We start from the raw sequence: 18,224 nt of genomic DNA, 5'->3' as shown, positions 1-18,224 counted from the left end.
GTCGTGTAGGGGCAGAGAATGGGCATCAGCGAAACGCCGGTCACCGGCGGCACCCTTTTGCAGCCGGCGGGCCGCATCGACAGCAGCAACGCCACCGCCTTCGAGGCCCGGCTGGTGGAGGCCGTCGGCACCGGGGGAAGCGGCGTGGTGGTGGACATGGCGCAACTCGCCTACATCAGCTCGGCCGGGCTGCGCTCGCTGCTGGTGGCCGCCAAGCGCGCGAGGCCGGTGGGGTGCCGGATCATCCTGGCGGCGATGTCCCCGCACATCCGCGAGGTGTTCGACCTCAGCGGCTTCTCCTCACTGTTCGAGATTCACGCCAACGCCGAGGCTGCCGTCGCGGCACTGGCCGGCGACCGGTAGCATGTCCATCCGCACCGTCGCGACGGCGCTGTTGTGCGCCTTGTCGTTCGGCTTTTCAGCGAGCGCCGAGCCGCTGCCGGACGGCTTCGTGTATCTGCGGGCCGTAGACCCGACCATCGTGCAGGAGATGCGCTACTACGGGCCGCACAACTTCATCGGTCGTCCGATCGACGGCTACGTCGCGCCGGAATGCATCCTCACGCGTCCGGCCGCCGAGGGGCTCGCCCGGCTGAACCGGGAGGTGAAGGCGTCGGGCCTGCTGGTCAAGGTGTTCGACTGCTACCGTCCGCAAGTGGCGGTGGACCACTTCATCCGCTGGAGCAAGGACGTCGCCGACCAGACCATGAAGACCGCCTTCTACCCGATGGTGAACAAGGCAGATTTCTTCAAGCTGGGTTACGTGGCCGAGAAATCCGGGCATTCGCGCGGCAGCACGGTGGACCTGACGCTGATCCCTGCCGACGCGCGCGCACCGGAGACCTACGTGGAGGGAAAGACCACGCTGGTGGATTGCCGGGCCGGCTACACGGAGCGCTTCCGCGACAACGCCCTGGACTTCGGCACCGACTACGATTGCTTCGACCCGGCGTCGCATCCCGACAGCACCGCGGTGGGTGTGATCGCCAGACACAACCGCGCCATGCTGGCCGAGTTGATGGACAAGCACGGCTTCAAGCCGCTGCCCGAGGAATGGTGGCACTTCACGCTGCGCGACGAGCCGTTCCCGCAAACCTTTTTCAATTTCCCGGTCGCCGCGCCGCGATCCTAAACAACCGGCCCTTCGAACCAGTGCCGCCCCTGGCGGTCTTCCACCTCGACGACCCAGAGGTCGGAATCGTACTTGATCTGGCGGGCGATGTAGGCGTCGGCGGTCGCCTCGTCCACCGGCCCGGGACCGGTTCCCCGCGACCAGACCAGCCGCTCGTCGCGCCGGACCTGGGCCAGCACCACGAACCGCCGGTCGAGCAGGTTGATCTTCAGCAGCACGGTGCCGCGCGACCGGTCGCCCTTGCGCAGCACCATCATGGAAACACCCTGCGAGTCCGCGGCGCGGATGTGCCCCATGACCCAGAGTTCGGTCGGCAGACGGTCGTCCATGCCCCTCTCCCTCGCGACGGCTTATCGGATCACGACGCTGTCGGCCGCAGGGCACAGGGCGTGCGCCGCCGCCTCCACTGCCTCGATGGCGATGCCGTCCATCAAGCCGCCCTCGTTGGCCCGCCAGCGGGTGAACAGCGCGTCGCGCGGCTCGGCACTGACCACGGCACGCGCCTTTTCCCCCCACGGACCATAGGTTTCCGGGTAACCGGGGCCGAACAGGCCGATGGTCGGCGTGCCAACCGCCGCGGCAATGTGCATCAGCCCGGAATCGTTGCCGATATACAGCGCCGCACGGCCGATGCAAGCGGCGGCCGCCAGCGGGTCGGTGCGGCCGGTGAGGTCGATGGCCGCCGGCCCCAGCGCGGCGATCAGCGGGCGGGCCCGCTCCACCTCCGAACCGGCGGCAAACACCGCGACCGGCGCACCCGGCAGGACGCCCGCCGGCCCGGTGAGGCGGCGGGCCAACTCGGCGAAGCGGGCGGTCGGCCATTCCTTGCCCGGCCAGTTGGCGGTCGGCCCGATGGCCAGGAACGGGGTGCCGGCGGGCAGAAGGCGGTCGGCCTCGGCCCGCGCCGCATCGTCGAGCCAGATCCGCGGGGCGGGCGGCGGCGTCACGCCGAGCACGGCGGCGATCTCCTCCACCTTATGGATTCCGGGGATGCGGCGGTGGGTGACGAGGCGGCGGCTCGGCACCAGCCGGCCAACGGCCGAATTGCGCAGATCGACCAGCAGATCCCAGCGCGTGCCGACGCAAGCCGCCCACAGCGACAGCCAGTGCCCCGCGAACCGCCGCTTGGCGAGCGGGATCAACCGGTCGAGCCGCGGCACGGCGCGCAGCAGCGGTGCGGCGATGGGGCCGCAGGCGATGGTGAAGCGGGCGTCGGGGTGAGAATCCACCAGATGGCCGAGCAGGCCGGTGGACAGCACCGCGTCGCCGATCCGGTTGGAGGTGATGAACAGGACGCGCACGGGCGGCCTTCAGCCGGCGGCCGGGGTCGGTGCCGAGGCCAGCGGTCGCCGCCCGCGCCGCAGCCCTTGCGCCAGCACCCACACGGTCGGCACCGCCACCAGAAGCGGCAGCACGTACATCAGCGGAATGAACCCGCCCAGGCGGGTCGCTAGACTGGTCAGGCCGAGCGACGCCGCTTGCAGGACCACCACGGCGAGGATCGCGATCGTCACCCGCGATGCTTGACCGCGCCGGTTGAACTCACCCGACAGCAGGCTCGCCAACGCCACCAGCGTGAACGCCAGACAGAACAACGGCGAGGACAAGCGATGGTGCAACTCCGCCCGCATCTGCCGCAGCATGCGGTCGTACTGGGCGATCTCCGGCGGCGGATCGAGCAGTTCGGCGGTGGTGCGCTCGCGCGCGTCCGGCCAGCGCTCGCCGGCAGCGCTCGACACCGCCTTGATGTCCACCGCGTAGCGGTCGAAGAACAGTTCCGACAGGCGCCCCTTGGCCTGATCCATCTCCTGCCGGTCACCGTTGAAGACGATGAAGCGCGCCCCCGTTTCGCCGGGGACCATGACGGCGCGCTCGCCCATGATGGTCACGGCCTTGCCGGGGACGCGGGCGTCATGGATCAGCACGCCGTGCAGGTTGCCCTCGCGGTCGCGCTCGCGCACGTAGACGCTGAGCCGTTCGCCCATTTCATTGAACACGCCCTCGCGCAGGAACAGCTGCGAGTAGTCGTTCTTCACCGCGTGTTCCATGTGCACCAGTTCGCGGTGCGCGGCCGGCGTCAGCCAGAGGTTCAGCGCGAAGACGGTGGCCATCACCCCGCCGGCCAGCACCAGCGCCGGCCGCGCCAGCCGGAACGGCCCGACACCGGCGGCGCGCATGACCACCAGTTCGCTGTCCATGGTCAGCCGGTTGTAGGTGAACAGCACCGCGCCCACCAGCGCGATGGGCAGCACGACGCCGAGGAACGTCGGCACCGTCAGCACCAGCAGCCATAGGAACAGCCGCAGCGGCGCCCCGGCCTCGACGACGATCTCGATCAACCGCAGCGACTGCGTGAGCCAGATGGTCACGGTCAGGCCGGCGGTCGAATAGAGCGTCGCCACCAGAAGGTTGCGGAACAGGTACCGTTCCAGTCGATTCATCATCACCGCGAGGTCCAAGCAAAACGCGGCCGGAGGCTGACGGGGCGCGCACTCCCGGTCAAGCGACAAGGCGAAGAGGCGGCGGGCATCTTACGGTTGTACGGACTTCTGGAGACCCGCAAGATAGTTCGACGCCATCACCGTGCCGGACCGGCGATCATACTCGTTCAGCAAGTGAAGCGACAAGTCGATCGACCGGTAGCACTCGTGCATGATGGTCGCCATGCGCAGAAGCTGCTGGTCCGTGAAGAGATCCAGCCTGGAAAAGTCCTTGACGAAGATCGCATCCGCCCACAACAGCTGGCTCAGCCCGGCATAGATGCTGTTGTCCACCAGCAACGGCTGAATGGTGCGGCTGACGGTCGGGTAGAAGCGATGGAAGACGAAGCCGTGCTGGCGCAGGAACACGTCGATGTCGCCGAACAGCGGCTGGTCGACGTACATCTGCAGGAACTCGACTTCCGCCTGGATGACCAGGGTATCGGCAAGGCGGGCCTCCGCATTGCGCAGCACCATCAACTCGGCGCCCTGAATATCCATCTTCAGCAGGTCGACGCCTTCCGTCTCCGGAATGTCGTCCAGTCTTACGGTGTCGATCTCCACGGAGGAGACCACCGTTCCCCAGTCCGGAAAGCCGTGAAAGAGGTTCAGCACCTTGGAGTTGGGCTCCAGAATCGAGGTCATGCCCGGCGCGGTGCAGGAGCGCAGGGTGTGCCGCTTGCCGTCGCCGACGGCGTGGGGGAGATAGGTCTCGGACGGCCCCTTTTGCGCGTTGAGCGTCGCCAACGCCTCGCCGTTCGGCTCGAAGCCCACGACATCCGCAATGCCGTTCTGCAGCAGCGGCGCATAGGGAGGGGCGGAATCGATGGGATTCGCCCCGATGTCGACCACCTTGATCCGCTCGTCCACACCGGTCAACGCTTTGAATGGCGGAAGATCAGTCTGGACCATGGAGCCCCTCGTCGCCCTGGGCGGCTGCCCCGCCGCGGATTTTCGTATTTTACTGGGATAGACAATTGCCAGGGTCGTGGCAAGGAGTGGTTTGGCTCGCGGCCGGGAGCCAAACCACGCCGTCCGCCCAGGCCCGGAGCCCTTCTTGGACCAAAAACGTCTCCCCGAATTGGGAGAACTGATGTTATGAACCAGTCCAAGTGAATCACACTCAAGCTCTTGGACCGCCTCCATGGTGATGCCGCCTTCCGCTGCCGACGCTTCGACGAGAGTGCGCCTCTATCGCCAGCTGCGTCTCATCCGCGTGTTGGAGGAGGAGGTGGCGCGCGTCTACCCCACCGACACGATCAAGAGCCCGGTCCATCTCTCCATCGGCCAGGAGTTCGTCTCGGTCGGCGTGTGCGACGTGCTGGAGCCGCGCGACCACGTCTCGATCACCTACCGCGGGCACGCCGCCTACATCGCCAAGGGCGGCGACATGAACGCCATGGTCGCCGAGATGTACGGCAAGAAGGCCGGCTGCTGCCAGGGGCGCGGCGGATCGATGCATCTGGTGGACACCGCCGCCGGGGTCATCGGCGGCTCGGCAGTGGTCGGCACCTCGATCCCGGTGGCCGCGGGCTACGCGCTGGCCGCCAAGCGCCGCAAGACCGGTGGCGTGGTCGCCTGCTTCTTCGGCGACGGCGCGTCGGAGGAGGGCTGCCTCGCCGAAACTCTGAACTTCGCGGCGCTGCACAAGCTGCCGATCCTGTTCGTGTGCGAGAACAACGGCTACGCCATCCACGAGCCGCTCGCCAAGCGCTGGGCCACCGACCGGCTGTGCGAGCGCGTCGCCACCTACGGCATCCCGACGCAACGCATTTCCAGCGGCGACGTGTTCGACGTGCGCGCCCGTGCCGACGAGGCCGTGCGCGCCATGCGCGACGGCGGCGGCCCGGCGTTCCTCGAAGTGGACTGCTACCGCTGGCAGGAGCATGTCGGCCCCAACCAGGACTACGACCAGGGCTACCGCTCGCAGGCCGAGCTGATCCCGTGGATCGAGAACGATCAGGTGCGGGGCGTGGCCCGCGGGCTCGACCCGGATCTGGTCGCGCGCATCGACGCCGAGGTGCGGGCCGCGGTCGCCGCCGCGTTCGCCTTCGCCGAGTCCAGCCCCTTCCCGGACCCCGAGGATCTTTATGAGCACGTCTATGCTTGAGCAGGGGCTTGACCGGAGCGTGGGACGCCTGCTGCGCTACGTCGATGCCCTGAACGAGGCGTTCGCCCAGGAGATGCGCCGCGACGAGAGCGTCTTCGTCTTCGGCCTGGACGTCGACGACCACAAGTGCATCCAGGGCTCGACCAAGGGCCTGCTGAGCGAATTCGGGGCGGAGCGGGTGTTCACCACGCCGCTGTCCGAGGATGCCATGACCGGGGTGGCCATCGGCGCCGCCATGGCCGGCATGCGCCCGATCCACACGCACATCCGCATGGACTTCCTGCTGCTGTGCATGAACCAGCTGGTCAACATCGCCGCCAAGGCGCGCTACATGTACGGCGGCTCGGTCAGCGTGCCGCTGGTGGTGCGTTCGATGATCGGCAAGAGCTGGGGCCAGGGGGCGCAGCACTCCCAGGCGCTGCATTCCATGTTCATGCACGTGCCGGGGCTGAAGGTGGCGGCGCCGAGCAACGCGCACGACGTCAAGGGCTGCATGATCGCGGCGATCCGCGACGACAACCCCGTCATCTTCATGGAGCACCGGCTGCTCTACCCGACCGAGGCGTACGTGCCCGAGGAGGCCTACGAGGTGCGGCCGGGGAAGGCGCGCGTCGTGGCGCCCGGCGGCGACGTCACCGTGGTCGGCATCTCCAACATGGTGGTGGAGTGCCTGCGCGCCCGCGAACTGCTGGCCGAGGCCGGCGTCTCGGCCGAGGTGATCGATCCCATCTGGCTGAGCCCGCTGGACATCGACACCATCGTGGCCTCGGCGCGCCGCACCAAACGGCTGGTGGTCGCCGACAACGGCTGGGTCAACTGCGGCGCCGGCGCCGAGATCGTCGCCCAGGTGCTGGAGCGCGCGGGCGACACGGGGATCGCGGTCAAGCGCATCGGCTTCGAGCCGACGACCTGCCCGCCCTCGCCGGTGCTGGAGAATCGCTTCTACCCCAATCCGGGCACCGTGGCCGCGACGATCCACGCCATGGTCCGCCCGCAGGCTCCGGCCTGGACGCCCGACCCCGAGCGCACCCGGCTCGCCTACCAGACCCAATTCCGCGGCCCCTTCTGATCGGAGTTTCCCGTCGATGTTCTATGAGTTGGCCGCGTCCTCGTGGGGGCCGGAAGAGATCGCGGCGATGCAGCGCGTCATCGCCTCGGGCCGCTTCACCATGGGCGAGGAGGTCGCCGCCTTCGAGCGCGAGTTCGCCGCCTATTTCGGAGCGAAGCACGGCATCATGGTGAACTCCGGCTCGTCGGCGAACCTCGTCGGCGTGGCGGCGCTCGCCTACAAGCAGGACCGGCCGCTGCAACGCGGCGACGAGGTCATCGTCCCGGCGATCTCCTGGGCCACCACCTACCACCCGCTTCAGCAGTACGGCCTGAAGCTGCGCTTCGTCGATGTCGAGCTGGACACGCTCAACATGGACGTCTCCAAGCTCGAACAGGCGCTGACGCCGAAAACGCGGGCCATCGTGCCGGTGTCGATCCTCGGCAACCCGGCGGCGCTGGACGTTATCCGCGCCTTCGCCGACGCCCACGGCCTGTACGTCCTTGAGGACAACTGCGAGTCCATGGACGCCGAGCTGGGCGGCAAGAAGACCGGCACCTTCGGCGACCTCAACACCTTTTCCTTCTTCTTCTCGCACCACATCTCGACGATGGAAGGCGGGATGATCCTCACCGACGACCTGGAGCTGGCGCACTTGTGCCGCAGCTTGCGGGCGCACGGCTGGACGCGCGACCTGCCGGCCGACACGCCGCTGTACGAGCGCCGCTCGTCCGATCATTTCGAGGCGTACCGCTTCATCCTGCCCGGCTACAACGTCCGCCCGCTGGAGCTGGAGGCCGCCGTCGGGCGCGAGCAGATCAAGAAGCTGCCGGCCATGACCGCGGCGCGGCGCCGGAATCTCAAGCTGTTCCAGGAGCTGTTCGCCGGTGACGAGCGCTTCATCATCCAGCGCGAGAACGGCACCTCGTCGGCGTTCAGCTTCACCATCATTCTCAACCCGGCCGCCAAGCCGGACCGCGAGACGGTGTTCGCCGCGCTGAAGGACGCCGACATCGGCTTCCGCATCATCACCGGCGGCTGCTTCCTGCGCCACGACGTGCTGAAGCACTACGACTACGACACGGTGGGGCCGATCGAGAACGCCTATCTGGCGCACGATCTCGGCTTCTTCGTCGGCAACCATCCGCACGACCTGTCGGCGCAGATCACGCGCCTGCGCGACGTGCTCGACACCACCTGCCGCTGAGGGCGCTTGTCATGGCTGAGAACCTGAACATCCTGGTCACCGGCGGCGCCGGCTATCTCGGTTCCATCATGGTGCCGGCGCTGCTCGACGCCGGGCACCGCGTCACCGTGCTGGACAATTTCATGTTCAAGCAGAACCCGCTGGCGCACGTCTGCGCGCATCCGGGCTTCGACGTGGTGCGCGGCGACGCCCGCGACGAAGAGACGCTCAAGCCGCTGCTCAAGACGGCCGACGTGGTGCTGCCGCTGGCCGCCCTGGTCGGTGCGCCCCTGTGCGACATCGACAAGACCGCGGCCACCACCACCAACCGCGACGCCGTGGTCAGCCTGACCAGGCTCCTGTCGCGCGAGCAGCGCATCATGATGCCGGTCACCAACTCCGGCTACGGCGTCGGCGAGCAGGGCAAGTTCTGCACCGAGGAGACGCCGCTGCGTCCGATCTCGCTCTACGGCCGCACCAAGGTGGAGGCCGAGGCCGCGGTGCTGGAGCGCGGCAACGCCATCAGCTTCCGCCTCGCCACCGTGTTCGGCATGGCGCCGCGCATGCGCATCGACCTGCTGGTCAACGACTTCGTCTACCGCGCCATCTTCGACCGCGCGGTGATCCTGTTCGAGCCGCACTTCAAGCGCAACTACATCCACATCCGCGACGTGGCGCGCGCCTTCCTGCACGGTTTGGATAATTTCGAGACGATGAAGGACCGGCCCTACAACGTCGGCCTGTCGGACGCGAACATCTCCAAGTGGGAGCTGTGCGAGAAGATCCGCGAGCACCTGCCGAAGTTCGTCTTCATCGAATCCCCCATCGGCGAGGACCCGGACAAGCGCGACTACATCGTCTCCAACGAGCGCATCGAGGGGACCGGCTACAAGCCCGCCTTCTCGCTGGACGACGGCATCCGCGAACTGACCAAGGGCTATCGGATGATCCGCAACGCCGTGCACGGCAACGTGTGAGTCCGATCATGACCGGCCAGCCGCCCGCTTCGACGCAGATCGACCTGCTGCTCATCACCCCCGGTGGCCGCGACGCCATCTACCAGGAGCTGGGCGAGGAGCTGACGGCGGTGGAACCGCCGCTGTGGGCCGGCCTCATCGCCACCTACTGCCGCCTGAAGGAGCACCGCGTCGCCATCATCGACAGCGAGGCCGAGCGCTGGGGGGCGGAAACGGTGGCCTTGCACGTGGCGGAGATGGCGCCGCGGCTGGTCGCCATGATCGTCTACGGCCACCAGCCGTCCGCCTCGACGCAGATGATGGCCGCCGCCGCCCCGGCCTGCCGCGCCATCAAGGACGCCGCACCCGAGGTGCCGATCATCATCGTCGGCGGCCACGTGGCGGCGCTGCCCGAGCGCACGCTGCGCGAGGAGGCGGTGGACTTCGCCTGCACCGGCGAGGGGCCGGTTACGGTGGAGACGCTGGTCCGCGCGCTGAAGGCCGAGGCTCCCGATTTCGCCGAGGTGCCGGGCATCGTCTATTGGCAGGACGGCGCGGTGCGCCGCACCCCGTCCGCCCCACTGATCGAGGATCTGGACCACGACCTGCCCGGCTCCAGCTATGACCTGCTGCCGATGGACCGTTACCGGGCGCACAACTGGCAGTGCTTCGGCGATCTGGGCGCGCGCAAGCCGTACGCGTCGATCTATACGACGCTGGGCTGCCCGTACAAATGCAGCTTCTGCTGCATCAACGCGCCGTTCGGCAAGAACGGCTACCGCTTCCGCAGCCCCGAGGCGGTGCTGCGCGAAATCGACATCCTCATCGAGACCTACGGGGTGCGCACCTTCAAGATCGTCGACGAGATGTTCGTGCTGAACGAGAAGCACGTCACCGCGATCTGCGAAGGGCTGATCCCGCGCAACGAGGCGCTGGGCGGCGCCCTGAACTTCTGGGCCTACGCGCGGGTCGACACGGTGAAGCCGGCGATGCTGGACATGCTGCGCCGCGCCGGGTTCCGCTGGCTGGCGCTGGGCATCGAGTCCGGCTCCAAGCACGTGCGCGACGGGGCGAAGAAGGCGCTGAAGAGCGAGGACATCGTCGGCATCGTCCGCGCCATCCAGCAGGCCGGCATCAACGTCATCGGCAACTACATCTTCGGCCTGCCGGATGACGATGCCCAGTCCATGCGCGAGACGCTCGACCTGGCGCTGGAGCTGAACTGCGAGTTCGCCAACTTCTACTCGGCCATGGCCTACCCCGGCTCGCCGCTCTACACCACCGCCGTGGAGAAGGGCTGGGATCTGCCGGACAGCTGGAGCGGCTTCTCGCAGCACAGCTACGACTGCAAGCCATTGGCGACCGAGAAGGCGTCGGCGGCCGAGGTGCTGGCGTTCCGCGACCGAGCTTTTCAGGAATATTTTACCAATCCGCGGTACTTGAAGATGGTCGATCAGCGCTTCGGCGCCTCGACCAGCGTCCACATCAAGCAGATGACGCGGCACACGCTGCGCCGAAAGCTGCTGGAACCGGTGGACGTTTCGGAGTGATCCAGCGGAAAGGACCAGCGGTGCGGCCTGAAGACGCCTTGAGCGACATCGACGTGGCCGTGCTGGCCGGTGGCCTGGGGACGCGCATCCGCGGCGTGCTCGGCGACACGCCCAAGGTTCTGGCGCCCATCGCCGGGCGGGCCTTCCTCGGCCATCTGCTGGACCATCTGGCACAATACGGCACCAAGCGCGTCGTGCTGTGCCTGGGGCATCTGGCCGACCGGGTGACCGCGTGGCTGGCGCAGGGCGGGCACGCCCTGGACGTGGTCTGCGAGATCGAACCGCAGCCCCTCGGCACCGCCGGGGCGCTGCGCTTCGTGCGCGACGAACTGAAGACCGGCGCAGTCCTGGTGATGAACGGCGACACCTTCCTCGACGCCGACCTGCGCGCCTTCGTGGCGGCGCACCGGCTGTCGGGGGCCGAGGCCTCGGTGCTGTGCGTCGAGGTGGAGGATGCCGCGCGCTATGGCCGGGTCGACATCGACGCCGCCGGCCGGGTCGTCCGCTTCGCCGAAAAATCGCCCGGCCGCGGCACCGTCAACGCCGGTGTCTACCTGTTCTCGGCCGCGTTCCTCGACCGGCTCGCGGCCTCCGACGCGGTGTCGCTGGAACGCGACGTGCTGGAGCGGCTGCCGCCCGGCACACTGCACGCCGTGGTGGTGCACGGCCGCTTCATCGACATCGGCACGCCCGACAGCCTTGCGCGGGCGCCGGCGGTCATCGCCGGAGAGACCTCATGATCATCAGCCGCACCCCGTTCCGCGTGTCGCTGTTCGGCGGCGGCACCGACTTTCCGCAATGGTACCGCAAGCACGGCGGTGCGGTGATCGGCGGCGCTATCGACAAGTACTGCTACATCAACGTGCGGGCGCTGCCGCCGTTCTTCGAGCACAAGCACCGCATCGTCTATTCCAACATCGAGTTGGTGAAGGCGATCGAGGAGATCAAACACCCCTCGGTGCGCGCCGTGCTGCGCGAGATGGAGATCACCGAGGGGCTGGAGATCCACCACGACGGCGACCTGCCGGCGCGCTCCGGGTTGGGCTCCAGCTCGTCGTTCACGGTGGGGCTGCTGAACGCGCTGCACGCCTACCGCGGCCGTATGGCCACTAAGCACGAACTGGCGCATCAGGCGATCCACATCGAGCAGCAGGTGATCGGCGAAAGCGTCGGCTCGCAAGATCAGATGTGGGCGGCCTATGGCGGGCTGAACCGCATCGATTTCCGCACCGATGGCGGCATCGACGTCAGCCCCCTGATCATCACGCCGGGGCGCCGCGCCGAGTTGGAGAACAGCCTGATGCTGTACTTCACCGGCTTCTCGCGCATCGCCTCGGACATCGAGAAGGACAAGATCGCCACGCTCGACCAGCGCAAGACCCAGCTTCACACGCTGCGCGCCATGGTGGACGAAGCGGCGGCGATCCTCTGCTCGCCGGACAGCCCGCTGGACCAGTTGGGCCAGTTGCTGCACGAAGGCTGGATGCTGAAGCGGGAGCTGTCACAGGCGGTCTCCAACCGGGCGATCGACGGGCTGTACGAGGCGGCGCGGGAGGCGGGCGCGCTGGGGGGCAAGCTGCTGGGTGCCGGCGGCGGCGGGTTCCTGCTGCTCTACGTGCCGGCCGAGCGTCAAGCCGCCGTGCGCGAGCGTCTGAAGGACTTGATCGCCGTGAATTTCCGCTTCGACGGCGGTTCCAAGATCGTCGTCTACGAGCCGAATGAATTCGATGTCCGGCAGGCCAATCGGTAACCTGATCGCGGCCAGGGCGTACAACTTCCCGAACGCCCGGTAGTGTGCTACAGCATCAGTCATCCCAGGTTGGTTAAGGTTCCTGACATGCTGGCCGATAAGATCCTTGCTGAAGCAATAAGGGCACACCAAGCTGGCCAGATCAAAGAGGCAGAGGGTCTTTACAGAGAGGTACTCGCCCAGCGCAAGGACGACCCCGTCTCCGTCCATCACTTGGGCCTGATCGCGTATCAGACGGGAAAACTGGATCAGGCCGCCGAGCTGATCAACAAGGCTGTGGCTATACAGCCGATGTTCCCGGAAGCCTTCAACAACCTGGGCAATGTCCGCAAGGATCAGGGCCGACTCGACGAGGCGGAAGCCTGCTACCGTAAGGCGATCGAGCAGCGTTCCCAAAATCCCGAGGCGCACAGCAATCTCGGCATCGTGCTGATCATGCAGCGGCGATTTGCCGAAGCCGAGGCCTGCTACCGCGAGGCGCTCCGCCAGAAGCCTGACTACGCCGAGGCAGCATACAACCTCGGAAACGTGCTGTCGGACCAGGGCCGCTTCAGCGAAGCCGTCGAAGCCTATCGGTATGCCGCCAAGCATCGCTCCCCGTTCCCCGAGGTCTACAACAACATGGGCAACGTGTTGAAGGAGCAGGGAAAGCTGGACGATGCGGAGGCCTGCTACGCTCAGGCGTTGCGCGACCGGCCGAACTTCCAGGAGGCCTACAACAACCTCGGCATCACCTACGTCAAGCAGGGCAAGTACCCGCAAGCCATCGAAGCCTTCCAGATGGCGCTGCGCCTCAACCCCACCTATCCCGAGGCGCATTACAATCTCGGCTGCGCCTTCCAGGACGAGGTTCGGCGCGAGGAGGCGGTGGCGTCTTTCCAGGAGGCGCTGAGATACCGTCCCGATTATTACGAAGCGCTGAGCAGCCTCGTCTACCAGCGCCGCGCCCTGTGCGACTGGACCGATGAGAAGCCGAACGAGGACCGGCTGCGCGAGGTGGTGCGCAAAGGGCTGGGCCGCGTCTCCCCCTTCGCCTTCCTGGTTTCCGACACGACGTCGGAAGAGCAGTTCATCTGCGCCCGCAAATGGGCCAAGGGGCTGGAGCCGCCGCCGGCCGACCGCATACCGCCGCGCCGGCCCGGCGGCCACGACGGCCCGATCCGCATCGGCTACCTCTCCGCCGACTTCCACCAGCACGCCACCGCCTTCCTGATGGCGGAGCTGTTCGAGCGGCACGACCGCTCGCGCTTCCACATCACCGGCTATTCCTACGGTCCCGACGATGGCAGCGAGACCCGCGCGCGCCTGGTGCGCGGCTTCGACCGCTTCGTGGACGTGCGCACCACGCCGCACGCTGACGTGGCCCAGCGGATCCACGCGGACGGCATCGACATCCTGGTCGACCTCAAGGGCTACACGCAGCACGCCCGCACCGAGATCATGGCCTACCGCGCGGCGCCCATCCAGGTGAACTATCTGGGCTTCCCCGGCACAACCGGCGCCGACTTCATGGACTACATCGTCGTCGACCCGTTCATCGTGCCGATGGACCGGCAGCCCTATTATTCGGAAAAGATCGTCCACCTGCCTGACTGCTACCAGCCGAACGACACCAAGCGGGTGATCGCCGAGCAGACGCCGACGCGCGCCCAGTGCGGGTTGCCGGAGGATGGCTTCGTCTTCTGCAGCTTCAACGGGCCCTACAAGATCACCCGGACATTCTTTGCCATGTGGATGCGCCTGCTGAAGGCGATTCCCAACAGCGTGATCTGGCTTCTCGAGACCAACACGCCGGTCAAGACCAACCTGCGCCGCGCTGCCGCGGAGCACGATGTCGACCCGGAGCGGCTGGTCTTCTCGCCGATGATGCCGCTGCCGCTGCACCTGTCGCGGCATCGGCTGGCCGACCTGTTCCTCGACACGCTGCCGGTCAATGCCCACACCACAGCGTCCGACGCGCTGTGGGCCGGGCTGCCGGTGTTAACCCTGGCCGGCGAGGCCTTCGTGGGGCGCGTCGCGGGCAGCCTCGTGCGCGCCGCAGGACTGCCGGAATTGGTCACCCACTCGCTGGAGGAGTACGAGGCGCTTGCCCTGCGGCTGGCCTCGACTCCGGACGAGCTTCGGGCGTTGCGCCAGCGGCTGGCCGAAAACCGACTGACCGCACCTCTGTTCGACATCGCGCGCTACACTCGCGGCCTGGAAGCGGCCTACACGCGCATGTGGGAGATCTGGCGCTCCGGCGGAGCGCCCCAGCCCTTCGCGGTGACCGCCGAGGGAACGGCATCCGCCGCACCCTCCCTGCCCTCCACGCCACCGGTGGCCGCGAAGGCGGAGGCACCGGCACCGGATCGGCCCGCGCGCATTCCCTACCAAGGCTGCCCCCTATGCGGCCACGGCACCTTCCCGCCAGTGCTGGAGGCCGACTGCTCCTGGCACCCGCTCTACACTCCGGCAATCCCGCAGATCATGACGTGGTGTGAGTGCGCCAACTGCGGGCATGTCTTCACCGACGGCCACCTCGCCCCAGAGATCGCAGCGCGGCTGCGCGCACCCAACGCCGCGCAGATCCTCACCCAGGATCTGGAGCCGCTGCGCCGTATCTTTGCGAAGACCGTGGAGCGGGTCGCCGGCCTGATGGACGGCGGCGACTGGCTGGACGTGGGCATTGGAAACGCCTCACTGCTGCTCACCGCGGCCGAATGGGGCTACAACCCTGTCGGCCTGGACCCGGACGAGGCGGTGGTGACCGCGCTCAGGCAGGTGGGTTGCGAGGTGCACTGCGGCGACACGGGCAGCCTGGACCAGCCCGGCCGCTTCAGCGTGCTGAGCGTGCTGAACGGGCTGGAGCGCCTGCCCGATCCAATAGCCGGGTTGCGCCACTATCACCGGCTGCTGCGGCCGGGCGGCGTGCTGGTGCTGTCGCTGCCCAACATGGGCTCGGCGGTCTGGCGGCTGGCCGACCAGCGGAAGGAAAACCCCTATTGGGGCGAGATCGCCAATCACCACAACTTTTCCCGCGCCCGCCTCTACGCGCTGCTCGATAAGCACGGCTTCACGCCGTCGGGCTATGCGGTCAACGAACGCTTCCGCTTCAGCATGGACGTGCTGGCGGTTCGCAACGGATAGGCCGGCGGACGGCGCCGGCCGTCAGTCGGCGCCCACCTCGGCCGGGGCGGCCGGGGCGGAGCTTTCGGCGCGGGCCCGGTCCGCAGCGGTCCACAGCCGGCGATCGGTCGGGACCGGCCAACGATGGTGTTGGCTCGCCAGCCGTGCCCGGTACCAGCCCTGGTAATCCGCGATCTGCCCGACCTCGATGGACTCGTGGTCCTCCTCCAGGCCGACCTCTCGGTACATCTCCAGATTGTCGAGGTCCGGGCGCGGCAGACGCCCCTCCTCCAGATCCTTCTGCATGAGGCCGTACAGCTCCTCCAGGCGGCGGGCGAGCAGGTCCATGTCGAACAGCACGCAGCGATCACGTTCGTGCGCGAGTCGGTCGCGATAGGTCTGCAACTGGATCGGGTCGTTGCCCAGCGCCACCGCGCGCTCTACGTACGCATCGACGGTGGAGCAGACCAGCTCCGGCAGCCCGGCGGCACGTGCAAGGCTGCCGCACACCCGCGAGGCGAAGCCGCGGCCTGACAGCGTGAGGATCGGCACGCCCATCCACAGCGCGTCCGAAGCGGTGGTGTGCGCGCCATAGGGGGCGGTATCCAAGAACAGATCGGCAAGTGGGTAACGGGCGAGGTGAAAGGGATTCGCCAGTTTCTGCGTGAAAATCAGCCGGTCACCAGCGATGCCGCGCCGCTCAGCCGTTTCCCTCAGACGCATGACGGTCGCGCCGTCACTTTCCAAAAGCCAGAGAACGCTGTTCGGCACCTGGGCCAGGATGTGCATCCAGCGTTCGAAGGTGAAGCGGTTGATCTTGTAAGTGCCGTTGAAGCAGCAGTAAACGACGGCGTCCTCCGGCAACCCAGCTTCCGCGCGGGTCGGCCGGTGTGGAACGATGGCCCGCTTTCGGTCGTTCGGCTGGTAGCAGGGCAGTCGCAGCACCTTCTCGGAATAGTAGATTTCGTGGTCTTCCGGGATGATCCAGTCGTCCGCAATGATGTAGTGGTGGAATGGGCTGGCCAGCGTACCCGGATAGCCAAGCCAGTTGACTATGATTGGGGCCGGTCGCATGGCAAAGAGCTTCAGGCGTGCGCTCCGCGTATAGCCGTTCAAGTCGACCAAAATGTCGATGGCATCCTCAGCGATGCGCCGCGCTGCCGCAAGGTCATCCATCGCCGAGATGTCCACCCAATGCTCGGCGGCAGCCTTAATGCGCATATTGATGGCGTCGCTGGCCGGCAGCCCGCAGTAGTAGATGAAGACCTCCACGGTCTCACGGTCATGCCGTTCGAACAACTCCGCCGTGAGATAGCCGACCGCGTGCTCCCGCATGTCGGAGGAGACGTAGCCAATCCGCAGGCGCCCTGATGGCCGCTTCCAATCCGAGGCACGACGCTCAGCCTCAAGGTCAAGTTGCGGAGCGGCAGTCTGGGTTCGACTGTAGTTCAGGGCTGTTGCGAACTGCAGCATCGGGTCGTCGGTGTAGGCCGCTAGGGAGAGTGGGCCGATACCATTCATCAGCGCCTTCCGGCTGACCTCCGCCCAAGGCTCGATGACTGGCCATTTGCACTGCTCCATGCGCAAGGCGATATACTGCTGCACCACGTCGATCTGGCTGGGGTCGACCTCCAAGGCATCCCGCATGGCCACCTCGGCCTCAGGCCTCTTTTGTGCTGCTTCGAGGACCCGGCCAACCTGTTTCAGCGCCTCTACCTTCAAGCGGATGTTGTTGCCGGTGATCGACGCCAGCCGATCGGACAGCGTCAGCCATTTGAGCAGCGCCTGCTCCGTGTTCCCCAGTTGCTCATACACCCCGCCAAGGTTGATGTAGGCCGGGTAGAAGTCGGGGTTGATGGAGATGGATCGCTCCAGGGCATCGCGTGCGGCCTCCAACTCGCCCACAGCCGACAGCGACGCCGAGAGGTTGAAGTGGCAAGCGGGAATCGCCGGATGGCCGGCATTGCCCGCGATCCATAGGCGGTAGAGCTGGATGGCGAGGTCAATTCTATCAATCCGACGCAGCGCTTCACAGGCTTCAATCAGCTCAAGGACAGTCAGCGCGTCTTCGCTGAGTCGCTTCACCGCCGACAGGAAAACGTTGTCCGTCACTCCGGAAGGCTCCTGCTCAGGATAGTCTGGAGGAAAAACGCACCGATCTCGCGCAGCGCGCGAACACCCTAACGCATAAAAGAGTGCCCGATCAATTTTGCATTAATCGGGCACTCCAATGTGGTGACCGTTAGGTCATCCGGGATTCTCGTGAACCTTACGGCAGCACCGAGACCCAGGTGTTGACCTGAGGGGTGGTCATGGCGCCCACCTGCGTCTGAGTGAAGGCGTTCGCCTGTGTGCTGGTCATGGCCGAAATATCGGTGGTCGACAGCGACGGGATCTGCGTCACCGTGAAGCTGGAGACCTGCGTTGTGGTCAGACCCGTAATCTGGGTCGTGGACAGCTGACCGATATTGGTCGTGGACAACGACGCGATGGCCGAGGTGGTTAGAGAACCGATCTGCGTCGAGGCGAGTTCGGCCAGATCGGAAGTGGAGAGCGCGCTGATCTGCGTGGTCGAGACGCCCTTCACCTGGGTGGTGGTCAGTGCCGCAACCTGGCTGGAGGACAGCTGCGAGTAGTTGCTGGTCGACAGGACGCCAATCTGCGTCGAAGTCAGACCGGACAGCTGTACCGTGCTCAGCTGAGCGATGCTGCTGGTGGTCAACACGTTCACCTGGGTGGTGCTCAGCGCCCCTAGCTGGGTCGAGGTCAGCTCGGCGAAGTCCGAAGTCGACAGCGTGTTGATCTGCGAGGTGCTCAGCCCCTTGACCTGGGTGGCGCTCAGCGCCGCCACCTGGCTGGAGGACAGCTGCGACAGGTTGGTGGTCGACAGCCCGCCCAACTGGCTCG

General features: G+C 66.8%; 15 protein-coding genes and 1 pseudogene. 10 read left to right on the top strand and 6 right to left on the bottom strand.

Going from position 1 to position 18,224, the window contains the following annotated elements:
• Positions 1-18 precede the first annotated feature (18 nt).
• The gene (locus ACSVDD_RS23440; protein WP_448191823.1) at positions 19-363 is read left to right on the top strand and encodes an STAS domain-containing protein; all 345 of its coding nucleotides are present in this window, start codon (positions 19-21) and stop codon (positions 361-363) included.
• 1 nt (position 364) lies between these two features.
• Positions 365-1,132, top strand: coding sequence for a M15 family metallopeptidase (locus tag ACSVDD_RS23435; RefSeq protein ID WP_448191822.1), 768 nt, complete (start codon positions 365-367; stop codon positions 1,130-1,132).
• On the opposite strand, the gene ACSVDD_RS23430 is transcribed toward ACSVDD_RS23435, so the two are convergent.
• The 4 genes from ACSVDD_RS23430 to ACSVDD_RS23415 form a co-directional block, all read right to left on the bottom strand.
• Positions 1,129-1,461, bottom strand: coding sequence for a DUF1491 family protein (locus ACSVDD_RS23430; RefSeq protein WP_448191821.1), 333 nt, complete (start codon positions 1,459-1,461; stop codon positions 1,129-1,131). The two genes, ACSVDD_RS23435 and ACSVDD_RS23430, sit on opposite strands and share 4 nt — an antisense overlap.
• A gap of 21 nt (positions 1,462-1,482) precedes the next feature.
• Positions 1,483-2,433 carry a glycosyltransferase family 9 protein gene (locus ACSVDD_RS23425; RefSeq protein WP_448191820.1) on the bottom strand — a complete coding sequence of 317 codons (951 nt, stop codon included), beginning with the start codon at positions 2,431-2,433 and terminating at the stop codon, positions 1,483-1,485.
• Between the two features lie 9 nt (positions 2,434-2,442).
• Complete coding sequence (lptF, locus tag ACSVDD_RS23420; RefSeq protein ID WP_448191819.1) at positions 2,443-3,576, bottom strand: LPS export ABC transporter permease LptF; 1,134 nt, start codon at positions 3,574-3,576, stop codon at positions 2,443-2,445.
• Between the two features lie 87 nt (positions 3,577-3,663).
• The gene (locus tag ACSVDD_RS23415; protein WP_448191818.1) at positions 3,664-4,524 is read right to left on the bottom strand and encodes an FkbM family methyltransferase; all 861 of its coding nucleotides are present in this window, start codon (positions 4,522-4,524) and stop codon (positions 3,664-3,666) included.
• A 232-nt stretch (positions 4,525-4,756) separates the two neighbouring features.
• On the opposite strand from ACSVDD_RS23415, the gene ACSVDD_RS23410 reads away from it, so the two are divergent.
• The 8 genes from ACSVDD_RS23410 to ACSVDD_RS23375 all read left to right on the top strand — a co-directional run bounded on the left by ACSVDD_RS23410 (position 4,757) and on the right by ACSVDD_RS23375 (position 15,338).
• On the top strand, positions 4,757-5,722 hold the full coding sequence (locus ACSVDD_RS23410) for a thiamine pyrophosphate-dependent dehydrogenase E1 component subunit alpha (RefSeq protein ID WP_448191817.1): 966 nt from the start codon (positions 4,757-4,759) through the stop codon (positions 5,720-5,722).
• A complete protein-coding gene (locus tag ACSVDD_RS23405) occupies positions 5,703-6,791 on the top strand; it encodes an alpha-ketoacid dehydrogenase subunit beta (protein ID WP_448191816.1) in 1,089 nt (362 codons plus the stop codon). Before ACSVDD_RS23410 ends, ACSVDD_RS23405 begins: the two co-directional genes overlap by 20 nt.
• Positions 6,792-6,807: 16 nt before the next feature.
• On the top strand, positions 6,808-7,977 hold the full coding sequence (locus ACSVDD_RS23400) for a DegT/DnrJ/EryC1/StrS family aminotransferase (protein ID WP_448191815.1): 1,170 nt from the start codon (positions 6,808-6,810) through the stop codon (positions 7,975-7,977).
• An 11-nt stretch (positions 7,978-7,988) separates the two neighbouring features.
• Positions 7,989-8,933: an NAD-dependent epimerase/dehydratase family protein gene (locus ACSVDD_RS23395; protein ID WP_448191814.1), complete on the top strand. Its 945-nt coding sequence runs from the start codon at positions 7,989-7,991 to the stop codon at positions 8,931-8,933.
• A gap of 8 nt (positions 8,934-8,941) precedes the next feature.
• Positions 8,942-10,462: a B12-binding domain-containing radical SAM protein gene (locus ACSVDD_RS23390; RefSeq protein WP_448191813.1), complete on the top strand. Its 1,521-nt coding sequence runs from the start codon at positions 8,942-8,944 to the stop codon at positions 10,460-10,462.
• 38 nt (positions 10,463-10,500) lie between these two features.
• Complete coding sequence (locus ACSVDD_RS23385; protein ID WP_448191812.1) at positions 10,501-11,202, top strand: nucleotidyltransferase family protein; 702 nt, start codon at positions 10,501-10,503, stop codon at positions 11,200-11,202.
• The gene (locus tag ACSVDD_RS23380; protein WP_448191811.1) at positions 11,199-12,212 is read left to right on the top strand and encodes a GHMP family kinase ATP-binding protein; all 1,014 of its coding nucleotides are present in this window, start codon (positions 11,199-11,201) and stop codon (positions 12,210-12,212) included. The genes ACSVDD_RS23385 and ACSVDD_RS23380 overlap by 4 nt, the downstream gene beginning before the upstream one ends.
• Before the next feature lie 87 nt (positions 12,213-12,299).
• The gene (locus ACSVDD_RS23375) at positions 12,300-15,338 is read left to right on the top strand and encodes an O-linked N-acetylglucosamine transferase family protein (protein ID WP_448191810.1); all 3,039 of its coding nucleotides are present in this window, start codon (positions 12,300-12,302) and stop codon (positions 15,336-15,338) included.
• Positions 15,339-15,359: 21 nt separating this feature from the next.
• Here ACSVDD_RS23375 and ACSVDD_RS23370 read toward each other — a convergent pair whose 3' ends face one another.
• The gene (locus ACSVDD_RS23370; protein ID WP_448191809.1) at positions 15,360-17,429 is read right to left on the bottom strand and encodes an O-linked N-acetylglucosamine transferase, SPINDLY family protein; all 2,070 of its coding nucleotides are present in this window, start codon (positions 17,427-17,429) and stop codon (positions 15,360-15,362) included.
• 157 nt (positions 17,430-17,586) lie between these two features.
• A pseudogene (locus ACSVDD_RS23365) lies at positions 17,587-18,224 on the bottom strand (beta strand repeat-containing protein); the annotation flags it as partial.

Source organism: Azospirillum terrae (assembly GCF_053470425.1).
This window is presented reverse-complemented; position numbering and strand designations above follow the sequence as displayed.